Origin of the sequence: Mediterraneibacter gnavus ATCC 29149 (genome assembly GCF_008121495.1) — a bacterium.
GTDB lineage: Bacteria > Bacillota > Clostridia > Lachnospirales > Lachnospiraceae > Mediterraneibacter > Mediterraneibacter gnavus.
In genome coordinates this window covers 440,520-460,000 of record NZ_CP043051.1, presented here as the reverse complement: position 1 = coordinate 460,000, position 19,481 = coordinate 440,520, and the positions used below count along the sequence as shown (strand labels likewise).

Below are 19,481 nucleotides of genomic sequence, written 5' to 3'. Positions count from 1 at the left end.
GTATGACGGGAAAAAACAGACTTCCCAGGCTGGATCTGCACTGTCATCTGGATGGATCCTTAAGTCAGGGATGTATTGAAGAACTTCTGGGAAGAAGTGTAAAACTGGAAGAGCTGCAGGCAGATATGGATTGTCAGAGTCTGGCAGAATATCTGGAGAAATTTGAGATTCCGCTGGAATGTCTGCAGACAGAAAAGGGGCTTGAGCGAGCCGGTTATGATTTGATGAAAAGTGCCGCATCAGACCAGGTCGATTATATCGAGGCACGGTTTGCACCGCTTTTTTCCGGACAGAGAGGTCTGTCTACAGAGCAGGTCATTGAGTCTGTACTGCGGGGAATGGAGCAGGGCAAGAAGGAATTTGACATTGATTATGGTGTGATTGTGTGTGCCATGCGCCATGAGAAGGAAGAGGCAAATCTACAGATGTTAAAAGCTGCGAGAGAGTTTCTTGGAAACGGTGTCTGTGCAGCGGATCTGGCAGGAAATGAAGCGGCATTTCCGATGTCGCAGTTTATGAACCTGTTTGCGGAAGTAAAACGGATGGAGATGCCGTTCACACTTCATGCAGGTGAGTGCGGCAGTGTGCAGAATATTCTGGATGCAGTGCAGTGCGGTGCTTCCAGAGTGGGCCATGGAATTGCGCTTCGCGGGCAGAAAGAAGCAATCCGGATCTGCAGAGACAGACACATTGGAATCGAGATGTGTCCGCTCAGCAATATGCAGACAAAAGCGGTAAAGGATCCTGCGGATTATCCCATCCAGGAGTTTTTGCGGGAGAACCTTCTTGTTACGATCAATACGGATAATCGGATGGTCAGCCAGACAACGCTGGAAAAAGAGTTTGCGTTTCTCAGAGAACAGTATGCAGTGACCAGAGAACAAGAAGTGCAGATGACAAAAAATGCCATTGAGGTGGCGTTTGCGTCTGATGAAGTGAAAGCACAGTTGTGGAAGGCGATGGAATTATAAGAGTAACAGAGATCATATTCAGGGTTTGAGAATATGGTCTCTGTTTTTTGTATTGCAGACGATGAAAAAACTGTTGTATAAGAGGAATTTATGGTAAAAAGTGCATAAAAATAGAGAACAAAAATTGTTTAAATCATAGAAAACAAATAAATGAACATATAAATGATAAACGAACATATAAGTACGTTGTAAAAAATCATAAAAGATGCTAATATGCATATAACGAAACAAAAAACAATCGTAAAACGAAGGAGGAAGCAACGTGAGCAAGATTGATGAAATCACAAGAGAAAATTGGATCATGAGTACATTTCCGGAGTGGGGAACCTGGCTGAATGAAGAGATTGAGAATGAAGAAGTAAAGCCGGGAACCGTTGCAATGTGGTGGCTTGGATGCACCGGAATGTGGTTCAAGACTCCGGGAGGATGCAACATCACCGTGGATCTCTGGTGCGGAAATGGAAAGAGATCTCACGGAGACGGAAAGATGAAGGTTGGCCATCAGATGGCGAATATGTGTGGTGCGAGAGCAATGCAGCCGAACTTAAGAGCCGTTCCATTTGTAATCGATCCATTTGCAATCAAAGGTGTGGATGCTGTGCTTGCAACACATTATCATCAGGATCACATGAGTGCGGAATATGCAGCCCACGTGATCAAGAGCGGTATGATGACAACAGATGAGAATGGAAAAGAAATTCCGGTTCCGTTTATCGGGCCGAAAAAATCCGTAGAGCTCTGGGAGAAATGGGGAGTTCCGGCAGACCGGTGTATTACGGTGAGACCGGGAGACAGCATCAAGATTAAAGACATTGAGATTATCGCGTTGGATTCCTTTGACCGTACCTGTATTGTGACAACAGATTCTCAAGGAGAGGACAGAGAAGAATTGACAGGAAAATGCCCGACAGATATGGATGATAAGGCAGTCAATTACCTGATCAAGACACCGGGAGGAAATATTTACCACAGTGGAGATTCTCACTACTCAATCTACTTTGCAAAACATGGAAAAGATTATGACATTGATGTGGCATTCGGATCCTACGGAGAGAATCCGGTAGGTATGCAGGACAAGATGACTTCTGTAGATATTCTCCGTATGGCAGAAGCACTTCGCTGTAAAGTTGTTGTCCCGATTCACTATGATGTATGGACGAACTTCATGGCAGATGTCAACGAGATCAACGTTCTCTATCATATGAAAAAAGATCGTCTCGGATATGAGTTTCATCCATTCGTCTGGGAGGTCGGAGGAAAATACGTTTATCCGACAGACAAGGAGAAAAGAGCATATCATCACAGAAGAGGTTTCGAGGACTGCTTTGAAGCACCACAGAATATTCCATTCCGTTCTCTTCTGTAATTGCCGGAGGTGGAAGTGATGCTGAGAGAATTTGTAGAGAAAAAACATGTAAAGTTTGCAGACAGTGCACCGGATTGGCGGGAGGCCATCCGGATGAGCTGTGAAGTGCTGGAGGCAGATGGAACAATAGAAGAAAATTATAAAGAAGATATTATCGCATGTGTGGAAAAATATGGACCTTATATTGTGATCGCGCCGAACATTGCGATGCCGCATTCTCAGGAGGGTGCAAAAGGAGTGCATAAAACAGAGATTGCGTTTATGAAACTGAAAAAACCGGTGAGCTTCGAAGAAGGCAATCCGGAATTGGATGCACAGCTATTCTTTACATTGGCTGCCTGCAATAATGAGCAGCATCTTCAGAATATGAGCAGACTTTCCGAAATGCTGATGAATGAAGAATTGGTTGAGGAACTTGCCGATGTCGAAACCGAAGAAGATCTTTTAAAACTCCAGGAAAAATATCTGGACGCATAAGGAAACGGCAAAGGAAACGAGAGGTAAAAAAGAAAGCATAGATACAGGGGTGAACAAATGGATATATTAATGACTGTATGGTCGTATTTTGCGACAAATATTCTTCAGCAGCCGGCGTTTATGATTGGTTTGATCGTTATGGTAGGTTATATACTTCTGGGAAAACCGTGGTATGATACTCTTGGCGGTACACTCAAAGCAATTGTAGGATATCTGATCTTGACAGTTGGTTCCGGTGGACTGACAAATAACTTCCGGCCGGTGCTGGTAGGACTCAAAGACCGATTTAATATGGATGCGATGGTGATTGATCCATATTTTGGACAGAATGCAGTAACAGTAGGTGTAGAAGAGGTATTTGGAAAAGGCTTTGGAGATGCTATGATTCTTCTGTTTATTGCATTTATTGTCAACATTCTTCTGGTACGCTTTACAAAGTACACAAAGATGCGTGCACTTTTTACTACAGGTAATGTACAGGTACAGCAGGCAGCGACTGCTTACTGGCTGATTATGTTTGCCTGTCCGGCGCTTCTGACAAATAGAGTCGGAATGCTGATCGTTATGGCATTGCTTCTTGGAGCGTATTGGGCAGTTGGTTCGAACCTGACGATCAAACCTTGTCAGGAGGTAACAGATGGAGCAGGTTTCTGTTTGGCGCATCAGCAGATGTTTGGGGTTGCATTTTTCTACTGGCTGGCAGGAAAACTGTTTGGTAATGAGAATAAGAAAAATAAAGGCAAAAAAGTAAAAAGAATCGAAGATATCGAGCTTCCAGGATTCATGTCTATGTTCAATGACAATATGGTTTCCGCGTCTATTTTGATGCTGGCATTCTTTGGAGCAATCCTGTGTGTACTTGGAAGAGATTATCTGATCGAAGGCGGATTTATGCAGGAAGGACAGAGCATGGTATTCTATGTGATCCAGACTTGTCTGTACTTTGCAGTATATCTGGCAATCCTTCAGCTTGGGGTTCGTACTTTCGTTGCTGAGCTGACAGCATCCTTCCAGGGAATCGCAGACAAACTGCTTCCTGGATCTGTTCCTGGTGTGGACTGTGCGGTAATCTTCGGATTCGGAGCTCCAAACGCAGTGACACTTGGATTTTTGGCAGGTTTCATCGGACAGATCGTTGCAATTGCAACACTGGTACTGTTAAAGAGCCCGGTACTTGTAATCTGCGGATTCGTTCCGGTATTCTTCGACAATGCGACCATTGGTGTATTTGTCAATGAAAAAGGCGGTTTGAAGGCAACATTGATCCTTCCGTTTATTTCCGGTCTCTGCCAAGTATTTGGTTCAGCGCTCATTGCAGGATGGGTTGGAATGGCTGCATACGGCGGATACTTAGGTATGTGGGACTGGGCAGTGGTATGGCCGGTATTTACAGTTGTGATGAAGTACTTAAGCTACGCAGGTATTGCGATCGTATTTATTGCTCTGTTGGCAATTCCACAGATTCAGTACCGCAAGGATAAAGAAGGATATTTCCTGATGACAGAAGATTACGAGGCTTATAAAGAACTGAAAGCGAAAAAGGCTCGGGCAGAATAGCCTGAAATAATTGAAAGAAACATCATATCGTCATATAATTAAGAAAAAGAGCAAAGGAGAGATTCACAATGACAAATCAGAATTTGAAATTTTTAGTATGCTGCGCAAATGGTTCCGGTTCCAGCCTGATGGCTCAGATGGCACTTGAGAAGGTTCTGAAAAAGAATAACATCAAACCTGGCAAGGTACATCATTGTCCGCTCTCAGAAGGAAAGAGCAGTGCAGTTCAGTACGATGTACTTGTGTGTGCACAGAATTTTGCAAATATGTTTGAAGATGCAAAAGCAAAGGGTGTAGTTGTAATTCCGCTGAAAAATGTGATGTCAGCTCCTGAAATCGAGACAAAATTAAAAGAGAACGGAATTCTGTAGATTTGTTGAAAGACAGCAGAAAAGAAGTGAGGTGAGGAAGATGAAGAGAGAAAAAGCATATGTAGATGCAAGAAGGAAGAGTATTCTGGAGCTGTTGCGTGAAAATCCAACCGTACGGGTGGATGAACTGGCAAAGCGGATGGGAGTTTCTTTGATTACGATCCGCAGAGATCTGCAGTATCTGGAAGAGCAGAAGCTGTTGGTCAGATTTTACGGAGGCGCCCAGGTGGCAGACCGGGAGACTGCGGAGAAAAATGAAGTGCAGATGTACCGTAAGCTGATCGCGAGGTATGCGGCAGGACTGGTAGAAGACGGCGATTCTCTCTTCATCAATACAAGCCGCAACGCATTGCAGATGCTGGATTATATCCAGTGTCGCAATGTGACTGTGATCACGAACAATGGAAAAGCAATCGGCAGAGAATATTATGATGGAATCAGTATTATTCTGACCGGAGGAGAACTACGGCATCCCAAAGATGCCATGGTCGGCGATTTTGCAATCCGAAGTGTACAGAATGTATTCCCGAAGAAAGCGTTTATGGGGTGTTCCGGAATTTCTATGCTTTCCGGAATGACAACGGAGATTGCGGCGGAAGTAAAAGTAAATGAGGTGATGATCCAGAATGTGACAGAGGATGTATATCTTCTGGCAGATCATACAAAAATCGGAAAAAACAGCAGCTTTACAAGTTCGCCGATCCAGGGAATCAAGCATTTGATCACAGATGAAAAAGCACCTCAGGATGTACTGGATGAACTGCGCAGTGCGGGCGTTTTGATTCATCAGGTACACAAAGGAGATTTTGAAATATGAAACCATATACCTTAGGAATATATGAGAAAGCAATGTCGGCAGAATTAAGCTGGAAGGAAAAGATGGAGACAGCAAAAGCTGCGGGCTATGATTTTATAGAGATCAGTATTGATGAGACAGAAGAAAAGCTGAAACGTCTTGACATGGGAAAACAAGAGCGTCTGGAACTGGTCCGTCTGATGTATGAGACGGGAATGCCAATCCGTACAATGTGCCTGAGCGGACATCGAAAATATCCGTTGGGAAGCAGCCAGCCGGAAGTTTCCGGTCGTGGTATGGAGATTATGGAGAAAGCACTTGAACTGGCAGAGGATCTCGGAATCCGTATCATTCAGCTGGCAGGGTATGATGTATATTATGAAGAGGGCAGTGAAGAGACCAGAAAACGGTTTGCCAAGAATCTGAAAAAAGCAGTTGAGATGGCAGCGGCAAAGGGCATTGTCCTTGGATTCGAGACAATGGAGACTCCGTTTATGAATACCGTTCAAAAATCCATGAAATATGTAAATCTCGTTGATTCGCTGTATCTGAATGTGTATCCGGATCTCGGCAATATCACCAATGCCGCAAAGGCAGAGGGCGGAGATGTACTTAAGGATCTGGAGACCGGAAGAGGAAGGCTGGCAGCCATGCATCTGAAGGAAACAGTTCAGGGCAAGTTTCGGGAGATTCCGTTTGGAACCGGACATGTAGATTTTGAATCCAGTATCCGCAAAGCCTGGGAACTGGGCGTGCGTCGCTATGTGACGGAATTCTGGTATACAGGCAGTCCGGCGTGGAAAGAAGATATTGATTTTGCTGTGAAGATGATGACAGAGATTCTGGACAGGCAGACCGTATAATGAAAGAGAGGGAAGATCAGGTCATGAAAGTGAGTAAAAAAGTCATATCAAATCTTACAAAATGTTATTCGATTGCACCGCTTACATATCAGGGAAAGAGACATATTCTGGTAGCGGCAGAAAAGCAGGATCCATGTTATCTGTTTGATCTGGAGGGCAATCAGGAAGAGACAGTATGGGAAGGTCCGGGAGGAGTCATGAGTATGGTGCAGGTTCCGGGAAGTGATGGTGTTTTTCTGGCAACGCACAAATTCTACTCTCCGAATGATTCCAAGGAGGCAAAGATCATCATTGCATCGCCGGGACCAGACGGAATCTGGGAAATCCGTACGCTGGTCGATCTTCCGCACGTACATCGGTTTGATATTGTGACAAGAAACGGTGTGAATTATCTCATCGCGTGTGCACTGAAATCCGGACATGAATATAAGGATGACTGGTCTATGCCCGGCAAGGTTTATGCGGCAGTGCTTCCGGATGATCTGAGTGGATTTGATGAGGAGCATCAGCTGAGTCTGCAGGTGATCCGGGAGAATATGCTGAAGAATCATGGATATTACAAGGTGACAGAAGATGGTGTGGAGCAGTGTCTGATTTCCTGTGACGATGGTGTATACCGTTTTACACCGCCGGAATCAGAAGAACAGGACTGGACAGTGGAAAAACTGGTGGATGAGGCAGCAAGTGATGCTGTACTAGTAGATCTGGATCAGGATGGAGAAAAGGAACTGATTTTGATCTCTCCATTCCATGGGGAACATATTTATTTCTATAAAAAGATTGATGGAGACTACAAGAAGGTATATACTTATGATACTGCAGATTTTGCACATGCGATCTATGGCGGGACACTGCTTGGCAAGCCGGCAGTGATCATCGGACACAGAAAAGGAGAGAGAAACCTTCTTCTCTTTACCTGGGAGCAGGAAAAAGGGCAGTATCAGGTTGAGATTCTGGATCGGGACTGCGGACCGGCCAATGTGTTCAAGTATGAACGGGGCACAGAAGAGGTTCTTATTTCTACGAACCGTGAGATCGATGAAGTTGCAATGTATACGTTTGAAAAGTAGATGGGGAGGAAATGCAAAATGCTGGAACAGTTAAAAAAAGAAGTGTATGAGGCGAATATGCTGCTTCCAAAATACGGACTTGTCACTTTTACCTGGGGAAATGTCAGCGGGATCGACCGAGAGAGCGGATTGTTTGTGATCAAGCCAAGCGGTGTAGAATATGACAAACTGACTCCGGATGATATGGTTGTGGCAGATCTGAATGGAAATAAAGTGGAGGGAAGATACAATCCGTCTTCTGATACGCCGACACATGTGGTTCTTTACAACCGGTTTCCGAAGATTGGCGGAGTGGTTCATACACATTCCACATGGGCAACCAGCTGGGCACAGGCAGGAAGAGATATTCCATGTTATGGAACAACGCACGCGGACTATATTTACGGAGAGATTCCATGTGTGCGGAATCTGACAAAGGAAGAAATCGAAGAAGCATATGAGAAGAATACCGGTGTTCTGATCGCAGATGAATTTGAGAGAAAAGCAAAGGATTATCTGGCGGTGCCGGCAGTCCTCTGCAAGAATCACGGTGTATTTACATGGGGCAAGGATGCGCACGAAGCAGTTCATAATGCGGTAGTGGCAGAAGAGGTTGCAAAGATGGCGGCACGCTGTGAGATCATCAATCCGGATGTGAAGCCTGCGCCGCAGGAATTACAGGACAAGCACTATTACAGAAAACATGGTGCGAATGCCTACTACGGACAGAAATAAGAGGAAACAGATATGGTAAAAGCGTTTTTTTTCGACCTTGACGATACACTGTATGATTATACAACGGCAGATATTCTGGCAAAAGAAGCGGTACGTGAGTACTGCCTGCAGAATCTGTCGATTTCAGGAGCTGTATATGACAGGCAGCTTGCGAAAGCGTATGTTGTGGCAGAGGAGCGGATCGGAAGAGAATGTGCGGCAGTGCATAATCGTCTGATCCGGTATCAGTGTATGCTGGAGATGTTGAAAAAGCCGCTTTTTCCGCATGCATACAAGATGTACAGGCTGTACTGGGATACACTGATGAAACAGATGACGTTGGAAGAAGGGGTCTCTCTGGTGATGAAGCAGCTGAAGGAACAGGGCGTGTATGTGGGGATCTGTACGAATATGACAGCAGAGATCCAATATCAGAAAATAGAAAAGCTCGGAATCACCAGATGGATCGATGGTGTTGTTACCAGTGAAGAAGCAGGTGTGGAAAAGCCGGACTACCGAATTTTTTCTCTGTGCAGAGAAAAAGCAGAGGTGCTGCCTGAAGACTGTGTTTTTATAGGGGACAGTCTGCGGCATGATATAGAGGGGGCAAAACAGGCGGGAATGCAGGTCATCTGGTATCATAAAGCAGAACTTTCGGAAGAAGAGCAGCAAAAAGCAGCGCAGGAGAACATTCCGGTGATGCGGCAGTTTTCGCAGTGCATCGAATTGCTGCAGCCATATGTTCAGAGAGGAAGAGGGCAAAAGAGATGTTTGGAGGATTGACGATACAGGCGGTATTTCTGGTAGTGATCGGAGCTGCACTTCTGGTGACAGGAACCAGCGGGCTGAGACGCAGTATCCGGATGAAGAAGCAAAAAGCACAGAGAACAGGGAAGATTCTTCGGATCAGTCATGTGGAAAAGCGGGATGAAGAAGGATTTCTGATTCAGAATTATTATGAGACGAGGATCGAATATGTGGAAAATGGTCACCGTCAGCAGGCCACTGTCAAGAGTGTGGATGAGTTTCAGGAAGGGGAAGAAGTCAGGATCCTCAAGGACAATGAGCGGGGCGGACAGCTGCGGATTGTAGAGAATGAAAAGTCTGCTGTATTCGGTCCGTGGATTTTGATCGGAGCGGGAATTTTGATTATTTCCATGCCTTTTGTCCAGAAACAATATGGAGACGCCTATGTTTCAGCAATTCTGGCAGCATTGATGTTCCTTACAGGTGCAGCGCTGTGTGCATCATATGGAAAAGACAAAAAAAGAAATACCGAAGAAATCAAAGCAGTTCTTACAGATGTCTTAAAATGGCAGAATGGACAGAAGAAAAAGTGGTCTACACCGGCCGCATCGTACTACCCGATCCTGACATATACATTGGATGGAAAAGAGAGAAGAATGCGCAGCCGCTATAATTCCAGTTCCCCGGTCAATTATAAAAAGGGCAAAGAAATTACATTGTATCGGGATTTGGAGAGCGGACGTATTCTGGAAAGAGGACCGAAACTTTCCATGCTGACAGGAGGGATTATACTGATCCTGATTTCTGCGATCGGAGCGATCAGTACACTGGATGTGCTGGGAATTCTGTGATGCGGAGATTACTGTTCACAGTAATATATGGACTACATTTGAATAAGAGAAATGAACTTTCTAGTGTCAAAACACCTTGTATGTGGTATGATTGGAACAAACCACATGTAAGGTGTTTTTGCTTATTTGTAATCCAGGATTGATATTTGGAGGCAGTATGAAGAAAAGAAAAAATAAAAAAGGATTTTTGATCGGTGGTATTGCAGCAGGAGCGGTTGTGATTCTCGCAGGGGGAGGAATTCTGGCATGGAAACTGTTGATAAATACGGCAACACCGCAGGAAACGGTGAAAAATTATTTTGCGCTTGTAGAAAAAGGACAATATGATAAGATGTATGCCATGCTAAGTGAGAGAACCAGAGAGACGGTGTCAGAAAAAGAATTTACAGAGCGCAATCAGAATATTTATGAGGGAATCGAGGCAAAAGATATTAAGATTTCGCTCTCGGAAAGGGAGAAACTCAAAGGGAGTCCGGTGACAGTAAAATATTCAGAAACGATGCAAACCAGTGCGGAGGAGATTTCTTTTGATAATGAGATGACGCTGCAAAAAGAGGATGGAGAGTATAAGATTGACTGGGATTCTACAATCATCTTTCCCAACCTTCAGGATTCGTATAAAGTGCAGATTCAGACAGAAAGTGCCGATCGTGGAACGATTTATGACAGAAACGGTGTAGTGTTAGCAGGGAATGGAACAGTTCTGGAAGTTGGCCTGGTGCCGGGGAAAATGGGAGATGATGCAGCAAAAGCGGAAGCAATCAAGAAGCTGGCACAGATGCTGGAAGTTTCAGAAGAGGCGATTCAGAACGCACTGGGGGCATCCTATGTACAGGATGATTCTTTTGTGCCGATCAAGAAGATTGCAAAGGGAAATGAAGAGAAAGAAGCACAGCTTCTGACGATTCCCGGAGTGATGTTAAATGATTCCCAGGATCGCGTGTATCCGCTTGGCGCTGCGGCAGGGCATCTGACTGGTTATGTGCAGGCGGTGACAGCGGAAGATCTGGAAAAACTGGAAAATAAAGGATATCACGCAAACAGTGTGATCGGAAGATCAGGCCTGGAGCAGGCTTATGAGGAAGAGCTTCGTCCGGTGGACGGCACACGGATCATTATTGCAGACGAAACGGGAAATACGATCGAGACGCTGGCATATCAGCCGGCACAGAATGGAAAAGACGTGCGTGTGACCATTGATGCCGAGGTGCAGAAGACGGCATATGATCAGTTTGCACAGGATCCGGGAACGGCGGCAGCCATGAATCCTAAAACCGGAGAGGTGCTGGCATTGGTGAGCACACCGGGATATGATCCAAATGAATTTGTGCTGGGGATGTCAGATGCAAGATGGAATGCGCTGAATGAAGATGCATCCAATCCATTGATGAACCGGTTTGTCAACACCTGGGTTCCGGGATCTACATTTAAGGGAATCACAGCAGCGGTCGGAGTGGATGCAGGAATTATCAATCCGGATGAGAATCTAGGATATGTAGGGCTTTCCTGGCAGAAAGATGCAAGCTGGGGAGATTATCATGTAACTACGCTGACAGATTACGGTGAAACGGTCAATCTGGTCAATGCCATGACATATTCGGACAATATCTATTTTGCACGGGAAGCATTGAAAATCGGGGCGGATACGATGGAAGAAAAATTAAAATCCTTTGGATTTGAAGAAGAACTTCCATTTGATCTTACCATGCAGGCATCTACGTTTGATGATGACGGAAAGATTGATTCGGAAATTCAGCTTGCCGATACCGGATACGGGCAGGGACAGGTGCTGGTTAATCCGCTCCATCTGCTGTCTATGTATTCCATGTTTGTTAATGATGGAAACATGATTCAGCCAGTTTTGAAATATGAAGAAAACGCTGCTGCAAAAATCTGGAAAGAGCAGGCAGTCAGTGCACAGACAGCACAGACTGTGAAACAGAGTCTGCTCTCGGTAATTGAAAATCCGAGTGGAACAGGAGCCAGTGCGAAGATCGATGGAGTGACGATGCTTGGAAAAACAGGAACTGCAGAGATTAAGGAAAGCCAGAATGATACGACAGGAGTGGAGCGAGGTTGGTTTATCTGTGAGACAACAGAAGATATGCCAAACCAGATCGCAGTGGTCGGCATGGTGGAAGATGTAAAGACAAAAGGCGGCAGCAGTTATGTGACACAGAAGGTGCGCAATATTGCAGTGTCTTATCTGCAGTAAATGAACGGAGGAATTATGAACGAATGGATCGGTCAGGTGCTGCCATTCTGGAAAGACCTGACAGAAACGGAAAAACAGATGCTGCTCACCCATACAGCACTGGAAGAATATGAAAAAGGAGTCCTGCTTCACATCGATGGCGGGGACTGCGCAGGTGTACAGATTGTAAAGGAAGGGCAGGTCCGTGTCTATATTACGTCACCGAGCGGTGGAGAGATTACATTGTATCGTCTGGTGGAGGGAGATGTCAGTATCCTGAGTGCGTCCTGTATGATAAAGGGAATGGATATTTCGTTGGATATGATGATGGAATCGGACACAGTACTGTATACGATTCCGAAAGAAATTTACAAGAAACTGAATGATACAAACACTGCAGTGAAAGATTACACGATGGAGATGGTATCTGAGCGCTTTTCCGATGTGATGTGGCTGTTCAATCAGTATGTATTTTCTAATGCAGCGTCTCGTCTGGCCGGGGCAATCCTGGAACATATGGCCCTGGCGGGAGAGGAGAAATTTTCTATTACTCACGATGTACTTGCAAGAGATATGGGAACGGCAAGAGAAGTCGTCACAAGACTGCTCAAGCAGTTTCAGACAGAAGGGTATGTGAGATTATCCCGCGGCTATATAGAAGTACTGGATGCAAAAGCTCTGAAAAAAATATGAGAAATGTGATTTTGTCACGGAAGAAACACAAAAAAGTGGTATACTAAGAACATATGAAAGTTGAAGGAGGATTTATAAAATGGCAATTATAAAATTAACAAAAGATAATTTTGAACAGGAAGTATTAAAATCAGAGAAACCGGTACTGGTAGATTTTTATGCAGACTGGTGCGGACCATGCCAGATGCTTTCTCCGATCGTGGACGAAGTGGCTGAGGAAAGAGATGACATCAAAGTCGGAAAGATTAATGTGGACGAGCAGATGGAACTGGCACAGAAATATGGAGTCATGACAATTCCGACACTGCTTGTGATCAAAAACGGAGAAATTGCGAACAAGCATATCGGTGCATTGTCCAAGAGTGGAGTGATTGAGCTTCTGTAAGAACAACAGAAGAATGATGATTGGAGAAGAAAGCAGTTGATGGAAAGTCAGCTGCTTTTTCTACGTAGAACAATTACAAAAATAGAGATTGCGATTGTGAACAAAAAAACAGATAATAGAAAAGACTCTATAGGAAACAGGTGAAAAAATGAAATTAACGGTGAAAAAGTTTCAGGAATTAACAACAATTGAATTATATGAAATATTAAAAGCAAGAGCAGAAATTTTTATTATGGAGCAAGAGATCAATTATCAGGACATGGATGACATTGATTATAAAAGTCTGCACTGCTTTTTTACAGAAGATAAGAAAGTGATTGCATATCTTCGTGCGTTTTATCAGGAAAACGATGGGGATATTGTCAGGATTGGGAGAGTATTGACTTTACAACACGGAAACGGCACAGGAAGAGACTTATTAGAACAAAGTTTAAAGGCGATCAAAGAAAATATGAAATGTAAGAAAATTGTCATGGATGCACAGAAATATGCAGTCGGGTTTTATGAAAAATTCGGGTTTAAAACGATATCCGATGATTTCTATGAAGAGGGGATCCTGCATGTCGTGATGGAGCTGGACGTATAATTTAAAATGTGCGAAAGAGAGTTTTACCTTTCTCTTTTCTGATAATCGTGCTATAATGCAGAAAAGCATAAAATTCTGGTTTTCTAAGCGGAACGATACCGCATCTTTTATTCTTATAGCATATCGGAAGATCTCTATGCTTTGATTTCAATCTAAAACAGCAGAGAGGTTTGAGAGAAAGATGCCGTATTGGAAAGCCTCCTGCAGCTATTTTCATTCAAGGAGGTATTTATATGAACCAGACAACACAGATGCAGCCCGTAAACAGACTGTACAAATCGAGGATTTTTGCCATGCTCTACAGTGACAGGAAAGATCTGCTCGATCTGTACAATGCGGTCAGCGGAAAACATTATGAAGATCCGGAATTGCTGGAAATCTTTCAGCGTTTTTGAAACAAAACAGACTGAAAGAAATCGGTCCTCAACAGTTTAAAGAGGATACAGTGCGGGTAGCAGCTGCATCCTCTTTAATGAATATTTCAATATCATAATCTGTTATATTCGTCATCACTGACCGGTTCACACCACTCATTTGAGCTTTCTTCCCCTGTCGGTTCAAATGTCAGATGAGAGAACCAACTGTCTTTTTTCGCACCATGCCAGTGCTTTACATTGGCAGGAATCGTGATTATCGTTCCAGGAACAAGGCTGACGGGATCGTGCCCTTCTTCCTGATACCAGCCTTCTTATTCCAGTTTTCTCCAAATAAAATATCATCATTGTAATGTGCAAATTCCGGCGCAAATTTGCCAAGTGCATTTCTTCCTGCTGTCTGTACAATTTTTTCCGTTTTAGAAACTTCCTTTCGATTATTGTATTTTTTTGATCCAGGTCATGATATCTGATTCTGGTGTGAGCAGTTTATCTTCATTAAAACGGATATTACAGCCTTGCATGACCTGTGCCCCCGGACATTCTTTTACAAAATCTTGGAAAGTATGGCCAAGCCAGCCTCCATTTGTTGCAAAAGGATAGACAGTTTTTCCGGATAAATCAGTATCATGCAGAAATGTCTTCATTGCCGGAGCAAAGGCATACCACCAGACGGGTGCACCAAGAATTACGGTATCATACTCAGTTAGATCGATGTTCAATGGTTGAATCTTTGGCATAAAGCCACTTTCGACTTCCAAATAATAATTGTTTTCATGCGTATTAAAGCACCTTCTTTCTTTTCGGATGATCTCCGATATAGTTATTATAAAGTCGATGCTTTTATATGTCGAATACCTGTTTTTTATATGAGGTTCATGCTTAAAAAGCATGATCGTTTATTGATCTTCGGCTTCCTTTCTGAAAAATTCCAGAAAATGTTCTGTTGCCGAAGAAAAAGGCAGCTGTCTTTTCCAGGCAAGGACAGAGGTTGCAGTCAGTTCAGGCGACAGCGGTATCATGCGGATTCTGGATTCTTTAAGAAATGGCAGTGCGCCTTCAATGGTCAGTGCATAACCAAGTCCTGCTTCAACAAGAAGAGCGGAGTTTGTACTTAAGTTGCTCACAGCAGCTATGTTAAGATGCTCATAATGTTTGCCGAACCAGTTTGCAACCTCTGCGTGCACTTTTTTTCGGCTTGGCATAATGACCGGGACTTTTGCAAGTTCTTCTGCTGTGACAGAGTTTCTTTTCGCCAGCGGAACACATGATGGAACAATTGCTGCCCATTTTTCCGTCACAGGCATGCGGATATATTCGTACTGTTCGATGTCTGACGGTTCCAGTAAAAGCCCGATATCCGACAGTCCTTCATCCATCCGCTGGCGAATTTGATCTGCATTGGCCGTATAGATATCAAAAACAACCAGGGGGTGGATTTCGTGAAATTTTTCAATAATTTTCGCCAGATATTGGACTGCTGCAATTTCTCCGCAGCCAATGGTCACTGTTCCTTCCAGTTCTTCCTTACCACAGCTGACTTCAGCTTCTGTCTTTGCAAGAAGATCTAAAACCTCTTCTGCCCGGCGTCTTAAAAGATATCCTTCATTGGTAAGAGAAAGTGGTCTGCTTCCCTTTATAAAAAGTGTGGCTCCTATTTCCTTTTCAAGCATAGCCATTTGCCGGCTTAAAGTAGGCTGTGTGATGTGCAGCACTTTTGCTGCTTTTGTGATATTCTGTTCTTTTGCAACTGCCAGAAAATACTGCATAAGTCTTGTCTCGATCATATTCTCATCTCCTTATTTTTGGCAATAAAGCCTGATATTTACTGTCTTTTCTCACTACAAGGTAAAATGTCACATTTACTTCCGGATCAGTCACAGGAATCGCGACTCTCCCGGCTGTATCTGTAAACCTGTCTGACATTACAACATCTGTTATAAAACATGGCAGCGATGAGGATCTCACCAGTTCGTTCATTGTGAATTCATCCGTCTGTACAAGAAATTTAGATGCAGGCATTTTTTTACGGCAGATTGCATCCCAGAACCCAAGTTCTGAACGCAGAAGAAAGTTGAAGCCATTAATATCCTTAAATGACAGCTTTTTATATCCTGCAAGTTCATGATTCTTCGGGACACAGACAAATAGTTTTTCCTTCATATATTCTTTTGAAACAAAGTGTTTGTCATGAATCAGAAAAGGCAGGATCGCCAGTTCGCATTTGTGATGGTGCAATGCTTCTAAAACTTCGGCATTCTGGCATATACCGGAAGAGATTGTCATTTCCGGATATTGGCTGTTTAACTGCATAAGAAGCTTCCATAGTGGCGCAGGCGCACAGGATTTTACAGTAATTGTCTTTAGTTCGGCATCATACGTTCTTACTCTTTGAACTGCATGATCGGCTTCTTCCAAAAGCTTTCTGGCACATTCTACAGCAACCTTTCCGGTTTCATTTAACTCAATTCGATTTTTGGTCCGGTGAAACAGGAAAACACCAAATTCTTCTTCTATGTTTTTCATAGAACGGGTAACCGACGGGGTGGAAATATGGAATGCTTCTGCCACCTTTGACAAAGTTCCCGTATCTGCAAAAGCAATCAACTGTTCCAGTTCATTCAGATCTAACATACTATCACCTCGGATTTTTTAAAAATTAAATTCACTTTTCGATTTCTGAAAAGCAGATTTCGATATAAATATTGTACATTTTTCGTATTATCAAGTAAAGTATCACTTGTAAAGAAAAAATACTTTTCATAAAAGGAGGTACTATTTATGGAATATGTAACTTTAAATAACGGAATCAAAATGCCCAAATTAGGATATGGTGTCTATCAGACAGCTCCGGAAGATACGAAGAGATGTGTCCTTGATGCAATTGAAACGGGATACAGAAGCATCGATACAGCACAGGCATATCAAAATGAGTCAGGTGTTGGTGACGCGTTGGCTGAATGTGGATTGCCGAGGGAAGAATTTTTCCTTACAACAAAAGTATGGATTACAAATGCAGGATATGAAAAAGCAAAAGCTTCTATTGAAGAGTCTCTGAAAAAACTGCGTACCGATTATCTGGATCTGCTTTTGATCCATCAGCCGTTCGGCGATTATTATGGAACTTATCGTGCAATGGAAGAATTTTATAAAGCCGGAAAAATACGTGCCATAGGTGTATCCAATTTTGGTCCGGACAGATATCTTGATCTTGAACATTTTTCAGAAATCAAGCCTGCGGTCAATCAGGTTGAAACTCATGTATTCCAGCAGCAGAAGACTGCAAGAGAATACATGCAGAAATATGGCTGCCAGATTGAGTCATGGGGACCATTTGCAGAAGGTAAAAATGGACTGTTTACAAACCCTGTTCTTACAGAAATCGGAAAGAAATATGAGAAAACAGCGGCGCAGACTGCCCTTCGATTTCTACTGCAGAGTGACGTTGTAGTCATCCCGAAATCTGTTCACAAAGAAAGGATGAAACAGAACATCGATGTGTTTGATTTTACACTGACCGCGGAGGATATGGCTGCAATTGAAGCACTGGATGGCGGTGAGAGCTTATTCTTCTCCCACTATGATCCAAAGACAGTTGAGTGGTTCATGTCTATTTTATAAAGAGTTTGGCCGAGGGGATAACAAAAATGGTTGTCAGAAACAGAAAGATATGTCTATAATGTTTGCAGAAGAGAAAAAAGGAGAGAAATACCTATGCTGCATGAAAAAATCAATCTTGGAAACAGTGGATACGGAACAAGGGATACAATTCTGACAACCTACGTGCAGAACAATCTGGAAGGAGTCCCTGCGCGTCGGCGTCCGGCAGTGATCATTTGTCCGGGTGGCGGATATGAATATCAGTCAGACAGAGAGAGCGAACCGATCGCATTGGAATTTTTGAAAAGAGGGTATCAGGCATTTATTCTGGAATATGCAGTCCTGGAAGAGAATGAAACGAAAGGTCTTCTTCCATATCCGCAGATGGATCTTGCGAAAGCGGTTGCATATGTGAAGGAACATCAGGAGGTATGGAATGTGGACGGAGAGCAGATTACGATCCTGGGATGTTCGGCAGGCGGAAATCTGTGTGCGCTTTACAGCGGATTTTATCAGCAGGACTGGTTTATAAAAAAGACAGGATACAGCCAGAAACAAATGCAGGTACAAGCCATGATCTTGTGTTATCCCGTGATCGACTTCAGGGCAGGATGGCCGAAAGAGGATGACATACGGAGAAGAATCAGTGTTGAAGAAGCGTGGCAAGGTGCGCAGAATCTTGTGACAGAACAGACGCCGAGGACATTTATCTGGCATACGAATACAGACGGAACGGTTCCGGCAGAGAATGCATTACTGTTTGCCCAGGCATTGTTGAGGCATGGAGTAGATTCGGAGTGCCATATGTATCACAGAGGATGTCATGGGCTGTCACTTGCAAATGAACAGACGAAGGTAAGAGGAGAACATCTGAATCCACATGTGGCGGGATGGTTTGACACAGCCTTCGAATGGCTGGAAGAATGAGTCCATGAGGTGGTATCAGTAGAAGCCTGCGTGATAATATCACAGAAAACAACATATGTATCTTATATAATGACAGAGTCAGCAGACAAAGAAAACAAATTTGTCTGCTGACTCTATATTATTTTTAGGAGGATTCTTATGAATCAGGTAAAACGAAAAAAGAGAAAAGCCCATGTGGAAGAAAGGGATTGTGTTGCCTGCGGATGCTGTGTCAAGGTATGTCCGATGTCGGCAATTCAGATATTTCATGGAGTGATGGCAGTGGTGGATCAGGAAAAATGTGTTGGCTGCGGAAAGTGTGTAAAAGCGTGTCCGGCAACGGTTATTTCAATTCAGGAGGCGGCAGAATGAAAAAGAGTTGGTATGATTATTTGTGGATTGCTTCTCTGATGTATCTGGTGTTGGGATTTTTTCAGATTCTATTTGCGTGGCTGGGACTGTTATGCTTTTTTATTCCGCTGATCATTGCAATTGTGAAGGGGAACAAGGGGTACTGCAATCGTTATTGCGGAAGAGGACAGCTGTTTGAGCTGATCGGAGGCAGATTTGGGTTATCCCGCAGGAAGGATGTTCCTAAATGGATGAAAAGCAAAGCGTTCCGTTATGGATTTCTGATTTTCTTTTTTGCTATGTTTTTTCAAATGCTGTGGACGACGTATCTTGTGTTTTCAGGAGTAGAAAGTCTGCATCAGGCAGTTACCTTGTTATGGACCTGGAAGCTTCCGTGGAACTGGGCGTATCATGGCGTGAATGTTTCGCCGGGAATCGCGCAGTTCGCATTTGGATTTTACAGTGTGATGCTGACTTCTACCTTACTTGGATTTGTGACGATGCTGTTGTTTAAGCCCCGTTCCTGGTGTGTATACTGTCCGATGGGAACGATGACACAGTTGATCTGTAAAGGCAAAAATAAAAGAGCGCTGTCTGATTTTAAAAATTGAGACTGGCAGGTGTGAGGCA

General features: G+C 43.7%; 23 protein-coding genes and 1 pseudogene. 20 read left to right on the top strand and 4 right to left on the bottom strand.

Annotated features, from left to right (window positions below; genetic code table 11):
• Positions 1 to 2: 2 nt before the first annotated feature.
• From add to FXV78_RS17780, 16 genes are all read left to right on the top strand, one after another.
• A complete protein-coding gene (gene add, locus FXV78_RS02275; protein WP_004843474.1) occupies positions 3 to 971 on the top strand; it encodes an adenosine deaminase in 969 nt (322 codons plus the stop codon).
• Between the two features lie 262 nt (positions 972 to 1,233).
• Positions 1,234 to 2,337 carry an L-ascorbate 6-phosphate lactonase gene (gene ulaG, locus FXV78_RS02270; protein ID WP_004843473.1) on the top strand — a complete coding sequence of 368 codons (1,104 nt, stop codon included), beginning with the start codon at positions 1,234 to 1,236 and terminating at the stop codon, positions 2,335 to 2,337.
• An 18-nt stretch (positions 2,338 to 2,355) separates the two neighbouring features.
• Entirely contained in the window at positions 2,356 to 2,814 is a 459-nt protein-coding gene (locus tag FXV78_RS02265; RefSeq protein WP_009244905.1) for a PTS sugar transporter subunit IIA, read from the top strand.
• Between the two features lie 57 nt (positions 2,815 to 2,871).
• A complete protein-coding gene (locus tag FXV78_RS02260) occupies positions 2,872 to 4,371 on the top strand; it encodes a PTS ascorbate transporter subunit IIC (protein WP_004843471.1) in 1,500 nt (499 codons plus the stop codon).
• 68 nt (positions 4,372 to 4,439) lie between these two features.
• On the top strand, positions 4,440 to 4,742 hold the full coding sequence (locus FXV78_RS02255) for a PTS sugar transporter subunit IIB (RefSeq protein ID WP_009244904.1): 303 nt from the start codon (positions 4,440 to 4,442) through the stop codon (positions 4,740 to 4,742).
• Positions 4,743 to 4,782: 40 nt separating this feature from the next.
• A complete protein-coding gene (locus tag FXV78_RS02250; protein ID WP_004843469.1) occupies positions 4,783 to 5,559 on the top strand; it encodes a DeoR/GlpR family DNA-binding transcription regulator in 777 nt (258 codons plus the stop codon).
• Positions 5,556 to 6,401 (top strand): L-ribulose-5-phosphate 3-epimerase, encoded by an 846-nt coding sequence (locus FXV78_RS02245; RefSeq protein WP_004843468.1) that lies wholly within the window; start codon positions 5,556 to 5,558, stop codon positions 6,399 to 6,401. Before FXV78_RS02250 ends, FXV78_RS02245 begins: the two co-directional genes overlap by 4 nt.
• Before the next feature lie 23 nt (positions 6,402 to 6,424).
• On the top strand, positions 6,425 to 7,471 hold the full coding sequence (locus FXV78_RS02240; RefSeq protein WP_172624241.1) for a hypothetical protein: 1,047 nt from the start codon (positions 6,425 to 6,427) through the stop codon (positions 7,469 to 7,471).
• An 18-nt stretch (positions 7,472 to 7,489) separates the two neighbouring features.
• Positions 7,490 to 8,185 (top strand): L-ribulose-5-phosphate 4-epimerase, encoded by a 696-nt coding sequence (locus FXV78_RS02235; RefSeq protein ID WP_039959843.1) that lies wholly within the window; start codon positions 7,490 to 7,492, stop codon positions 8,183 to 8,185.
• Positions 8,186 to 8,197: 12 nt separating this feature from the next.
• A complete protein-coding gene (locus FXV78_RS02230) occupies positions 8,198 to 8,947 on the top strand; it encodes an HAD family hydrolase (protein WP_004843465.1) in 750 nt (249 codons plus the stop codon).
• Positions 8,932 to 9,762 (top strand): hypothetical protein, encoded by an 831-nt coding sequence (locus FXV78_RS02225; RefSeq protein ID WP_004843464.1) that lies wholly within the window; start codon positions 8,932 to 8,934, stop codon positions 9,760 to 9,762. The genes FXV78_RS02230 and FXV78_RS02225 overlap by 16 nt, the downstream gene beginning before the upstream one ends.
• Before the next feature lie 157 nt (positions 9,763 to 9,919).
• Positions 9,920 to 11,977: a penicillin-binding transpeptidase domain-containing protein gene (locus FXV78_RS02220; protein WP_004843463.1), complete on the top strand. Its 2,058-nt coding sequence runs from the start codon at positions 9,920 to 9,922 to the stop codon at positions 11,975 to 11,977.
• 15 nt (positions 11,978 to 11,992) lie between these two features.
• Positions 11,993 to 12,649 carry a Crp/Fnr family transcriptional regulator gene (locus FXV78_RS02215; RefSeq protein WP_009244898.1) on the top strand — a complete coding sequence of 219 codons (657 nt, stop codon included), beginning with the start codon at positions 11,993 to 11,995 and terminating at the stop codon, positions 12,647 to 12,649.
• A gap of 79 nt (positions 12,650 to 12,728) precedes the next feature.
• Entirely contained in the window at positions 12,729 to 13,034 is a 306-nt protein-coding gene (gene trxA, locus FXV78_RS02210) for a thioredoxin (protein WP_004843461.1), read from the top strand.
• Between the two features lie 148 nt (positions 13,035 to 13,182).
• Positions 13,183 to 13,620, top strand: coding sequence for a GNAT family N-acetyltransferase (locus FXV78_RS02205; RefSeq protein ID WP_004843459.1), 438 nt, complete (start codon positions 13,183 to 13,185; stop codon positions 13,618 to 13,620).
• Positions 13,621 to 13,853: 233 nt separating this feature from the next.
• Positions 13,854 to 14,015, top strand: a complete 162-nt coding sequence (locus tag FXV78_RS17780) for a hypothetical protein (protein WP_009244895.1) — start codon at positions 13,854 to 13,856, stop codon at positions 14,013 to 14,015.
• Between the two features lie 92 nt (positions 14,016 to 14,107).
• On the opposite strand, the pseudogene FXV78_RS18755 reads toward FXV78_RS17780, so the two are convergent.
• From FXV78_RS18755 to FXV78_RS02185, 4 genes and pseudogenes are all read right to left on the bottom strand, one after another.
• A pseudogene (locus FXV78_RS18755) lies at positions 14,108 to 14,403 on the bottom strand (cupin domain-containing protein).
• 28 nt (positions 14,404 to 14,431) lie between these two features.
• On the bottom strand, positions 14,432 to 14,734 hold the full coding sequence (locus FXV78_RS02195) for a flavodoxin (RefSeq protein WP_243036053.1): 303 nt from the start codon (positions 14,732 to 14,734) through the stop codon (positions 14,432 to 14,434).
• 159 nt (positions 14,735 to 14,893) lie between these two features.
• Positions 14,894 to 15,781: a LysR family transcriptional regulator gene (locus tag FXV78_RS02190; RefSeq protein ID WP_004840112.1), complete on the bottom strand. Its 888-nt coding sequence runs from the start codon at positions 15,779 to 15,781 to the stop codon at positions 14,894 to 14,896.
• 4 nt (positions 15,782 to 15,785) lie between these two features.
• Positions 15,786 to 16,628: a LysR family transcriptional regulator gene (locus FXV78_RS02185; RefSeq protein WP_004840113.1), complete on the bottom strand. Its 843-nt coding sequence runs from the start codon at positions 16,626 to 16,628 to the stop codon at positions 15,786 to 15,788.
• Positions 16,629 to 16,775: 147 nt separating this feature from the next.
• On the opposite strand from FXV78_RS02185, the gene FXV78_RS02180 reads away from it, so the two are divergent.
• The 4 genes from FXV78_RS02180 (at position 16,776) to FXV78_RS02165 (ending at position 19,462) form a co-directional block, all read left to right on the top strand.
• Complete coding sequence (locus FXV78_RS02180) at positions 16,776 to 17,615, top strand: aldo/keto reductase (protein WP_004840114.1); 840 nt, start codon at positions 16,776 to 16,778, stop codon at positions 17,613 to 17,615.
• A 93-nt stretch (positions 17,616 to 17,708) separates the two neighbouring features.
• Positions 17,709 to 18,521, top strand: coding sequence for an alpha/beta hydrolase (locus FXV78_RS02175; protein WP_004840115.1), 813 nt, complete (start codon positions 17,709 to 17,711; stop codon positions 18,519 to 18,521).
• A 138-nt stretch (positions 18,522 to 18,659) separates the two neighbouring features.
• Positions 18,660 to 18,872, top strand: a complete 213-nt coding sequence (locus FXV78_RS02170) for a 4Fe-4S binding protein (RefSeq protein ID WP_004840116.1) — start codon at positions 18,660 to 18,662, stop codon at positions 18,870 to 18,872.
• Positions 18,869 to 19,462, top strand: coding sequence for a 4Fe-4S binding protein (locus FXV78_RS02165; RefSeq protein ID WP_004840117.1), 594 nt, complete (start codon positions 18,869 to 18,871; stop codon positions 19,460 to 19,462). Before FXV78_RS02170 ends, FXV78_RS02165 begins: the two co-directional genes overlap by 4 nt.
• Positions 19,463 to 19,481 lie beyond the last annotated feature (19 nt).

Bases quoted from the DNA above. Each gene is read 5' to 3' on its own strand.
- add (WP_004843474.1), top strand. From the start codon at position 3: ATGACGGGAAAAAACAGACTTCCCAGGCTGGATCTGCACTGTCATCTG.
- FXV78_RS02265 (WP_009244905.1), top strand. From the start codon at position 2,356: ATGCTGAGAGAATTTGTAGAGAAAAAACATGTAAAGTTTGCAGACAGT.
- FXV78_RS02260 (WP_004843471.1), top strand. From the start codon at position 2,872: ATGGATATATTAATGACTGTATGGTCGTATTTTGCGACAAATATTCTT.
- FXV78_RS02255 (WP_009244904.1), top strand. From the start codon at position 4,440: ATGACAAATCAGAATTTGAAATTTTTAGTATGCTGCGCAAATGGTTCC.
- FXV78_RS02250 (WP_004843469.1), top strand. From the start codon at position 4,783: ATGAAGAGAGAAAAAGCATATGTAGATGCAAGAAGGAAGAGTATTCTG.
- FXV78_RS02245 (WP_004843468.1), top strand. From the start codon at position 5,556: ATGAAACCATATACCTTAGGAATATATGAGAAAGCAATGTCGGCAGAA.
- FXV78_RS02240 (WP_172624241.1), top strand. From the start codon at position 6,425: ATGAAAGTGAGTAAAAAAGTCATATCAAATCTTACAAAATGTTATTCG.
- FXV78_RS02235 (WP_039959843.1), top strand. From the start codon at position 7,490: ATGCTGGAACAGTTAAAAAAAGAAGTGTATGAGGCGAATATGCTGCTT.
- FXV78_RS02230 (WP_004843465.1), top strand. From the start codon at position 8,198: ATGGTAAAAGCGTTTTTTTTCGACCTTGACGATACACTGTATGATTAT.
- FXV78_RS02225 (WP_004843464.1), top strand. From the start codon at position 8,932: ATGTTTGGAGGATTGACGATACAGGCGGTATTTCTGGTAGTGATCGGA.
- FXV78_RS02220 (WP_004843463.1), top strand. From the start codon at position 9,920: ATGAAGAAAAGAAAAAATAAAAAAGGATTTTTGATCGGTGGTATTGCA.
- FXV78_RS02215 (WP_009244898.1), top strand. From the start codon at position 11,993: ATGAACGAATGGATCGGTCAGGTGCTGCCATTCTGGAAAGACCTGACA.
- trxA (WP_004843461.1), top strand. From the start codon at position 12,729: ATGGCAATTATAAAATTAACAAAAGATAATTTTGAACAGGAAGTATTA.
- FXV78_RS02205 (WP_004843459.1), top strand. From the start codon at position 13,183: ATGAAATTAACGGTGAAAAAGTTTCAGGAATTAACAACAATTGAATTA.
- FXV78_RS17780 (WP_009244895.1), top strand. From the start codon at position 13,854: ATGAACCAGACAACACAGATGCAGCCCGTAAACAGACTGTACAAATCG.
- FXV78_RS02195 (WP_243036053.1), bottom strand. From the start codon at position 14,734: ATGCCAAAGATTCAACCATTGAACATCGATCTAACTGAGTATGATACC.
- FXV78_RS02190 (WP_004840112.1), bottom strand. From the start codon at position 15,781: ATGATCGAGACAAGACTTATGCAGTATTTTCTGGCAGTTGCAAAAGAA.
- FXV78_RS02185 (WP_004840113.1), bottom strand. From the start codon at position 16,628: ATGTTAGATCTGAATGAACTGGAACAGTTGATTGCTTTTGCAGATACG.
- FXV78_RS02180 (WP_004840114.1), top strand. From the start codon at position 16,776: ATGGAATATGTAACTTTAAATAACGGAATCAAAATGCCCAAATTAGGA.
- FXV78_RS02175 (WP_004840115.1), top strand. From the start codon at position 17,709: ATGCTGCATGAAAAAATCAATCTTGGAAACAGTGGATACGGAACAAGG.
- FXV78_RS02170 (WP_004840116.1), top strand. From the start codon at position 18,660: ATGAATCAGGTAAAACGAAAAAAGAGAAAAGCCCATGTGGAAGAAAGG.
- FXV78_RS02165 (WP_004840117.1), top strand. From the start codon at position 18,869: ATGAAAAAGAGTTGGTATGATTATTTGTGGATTGCTTCTCTGATGTAT.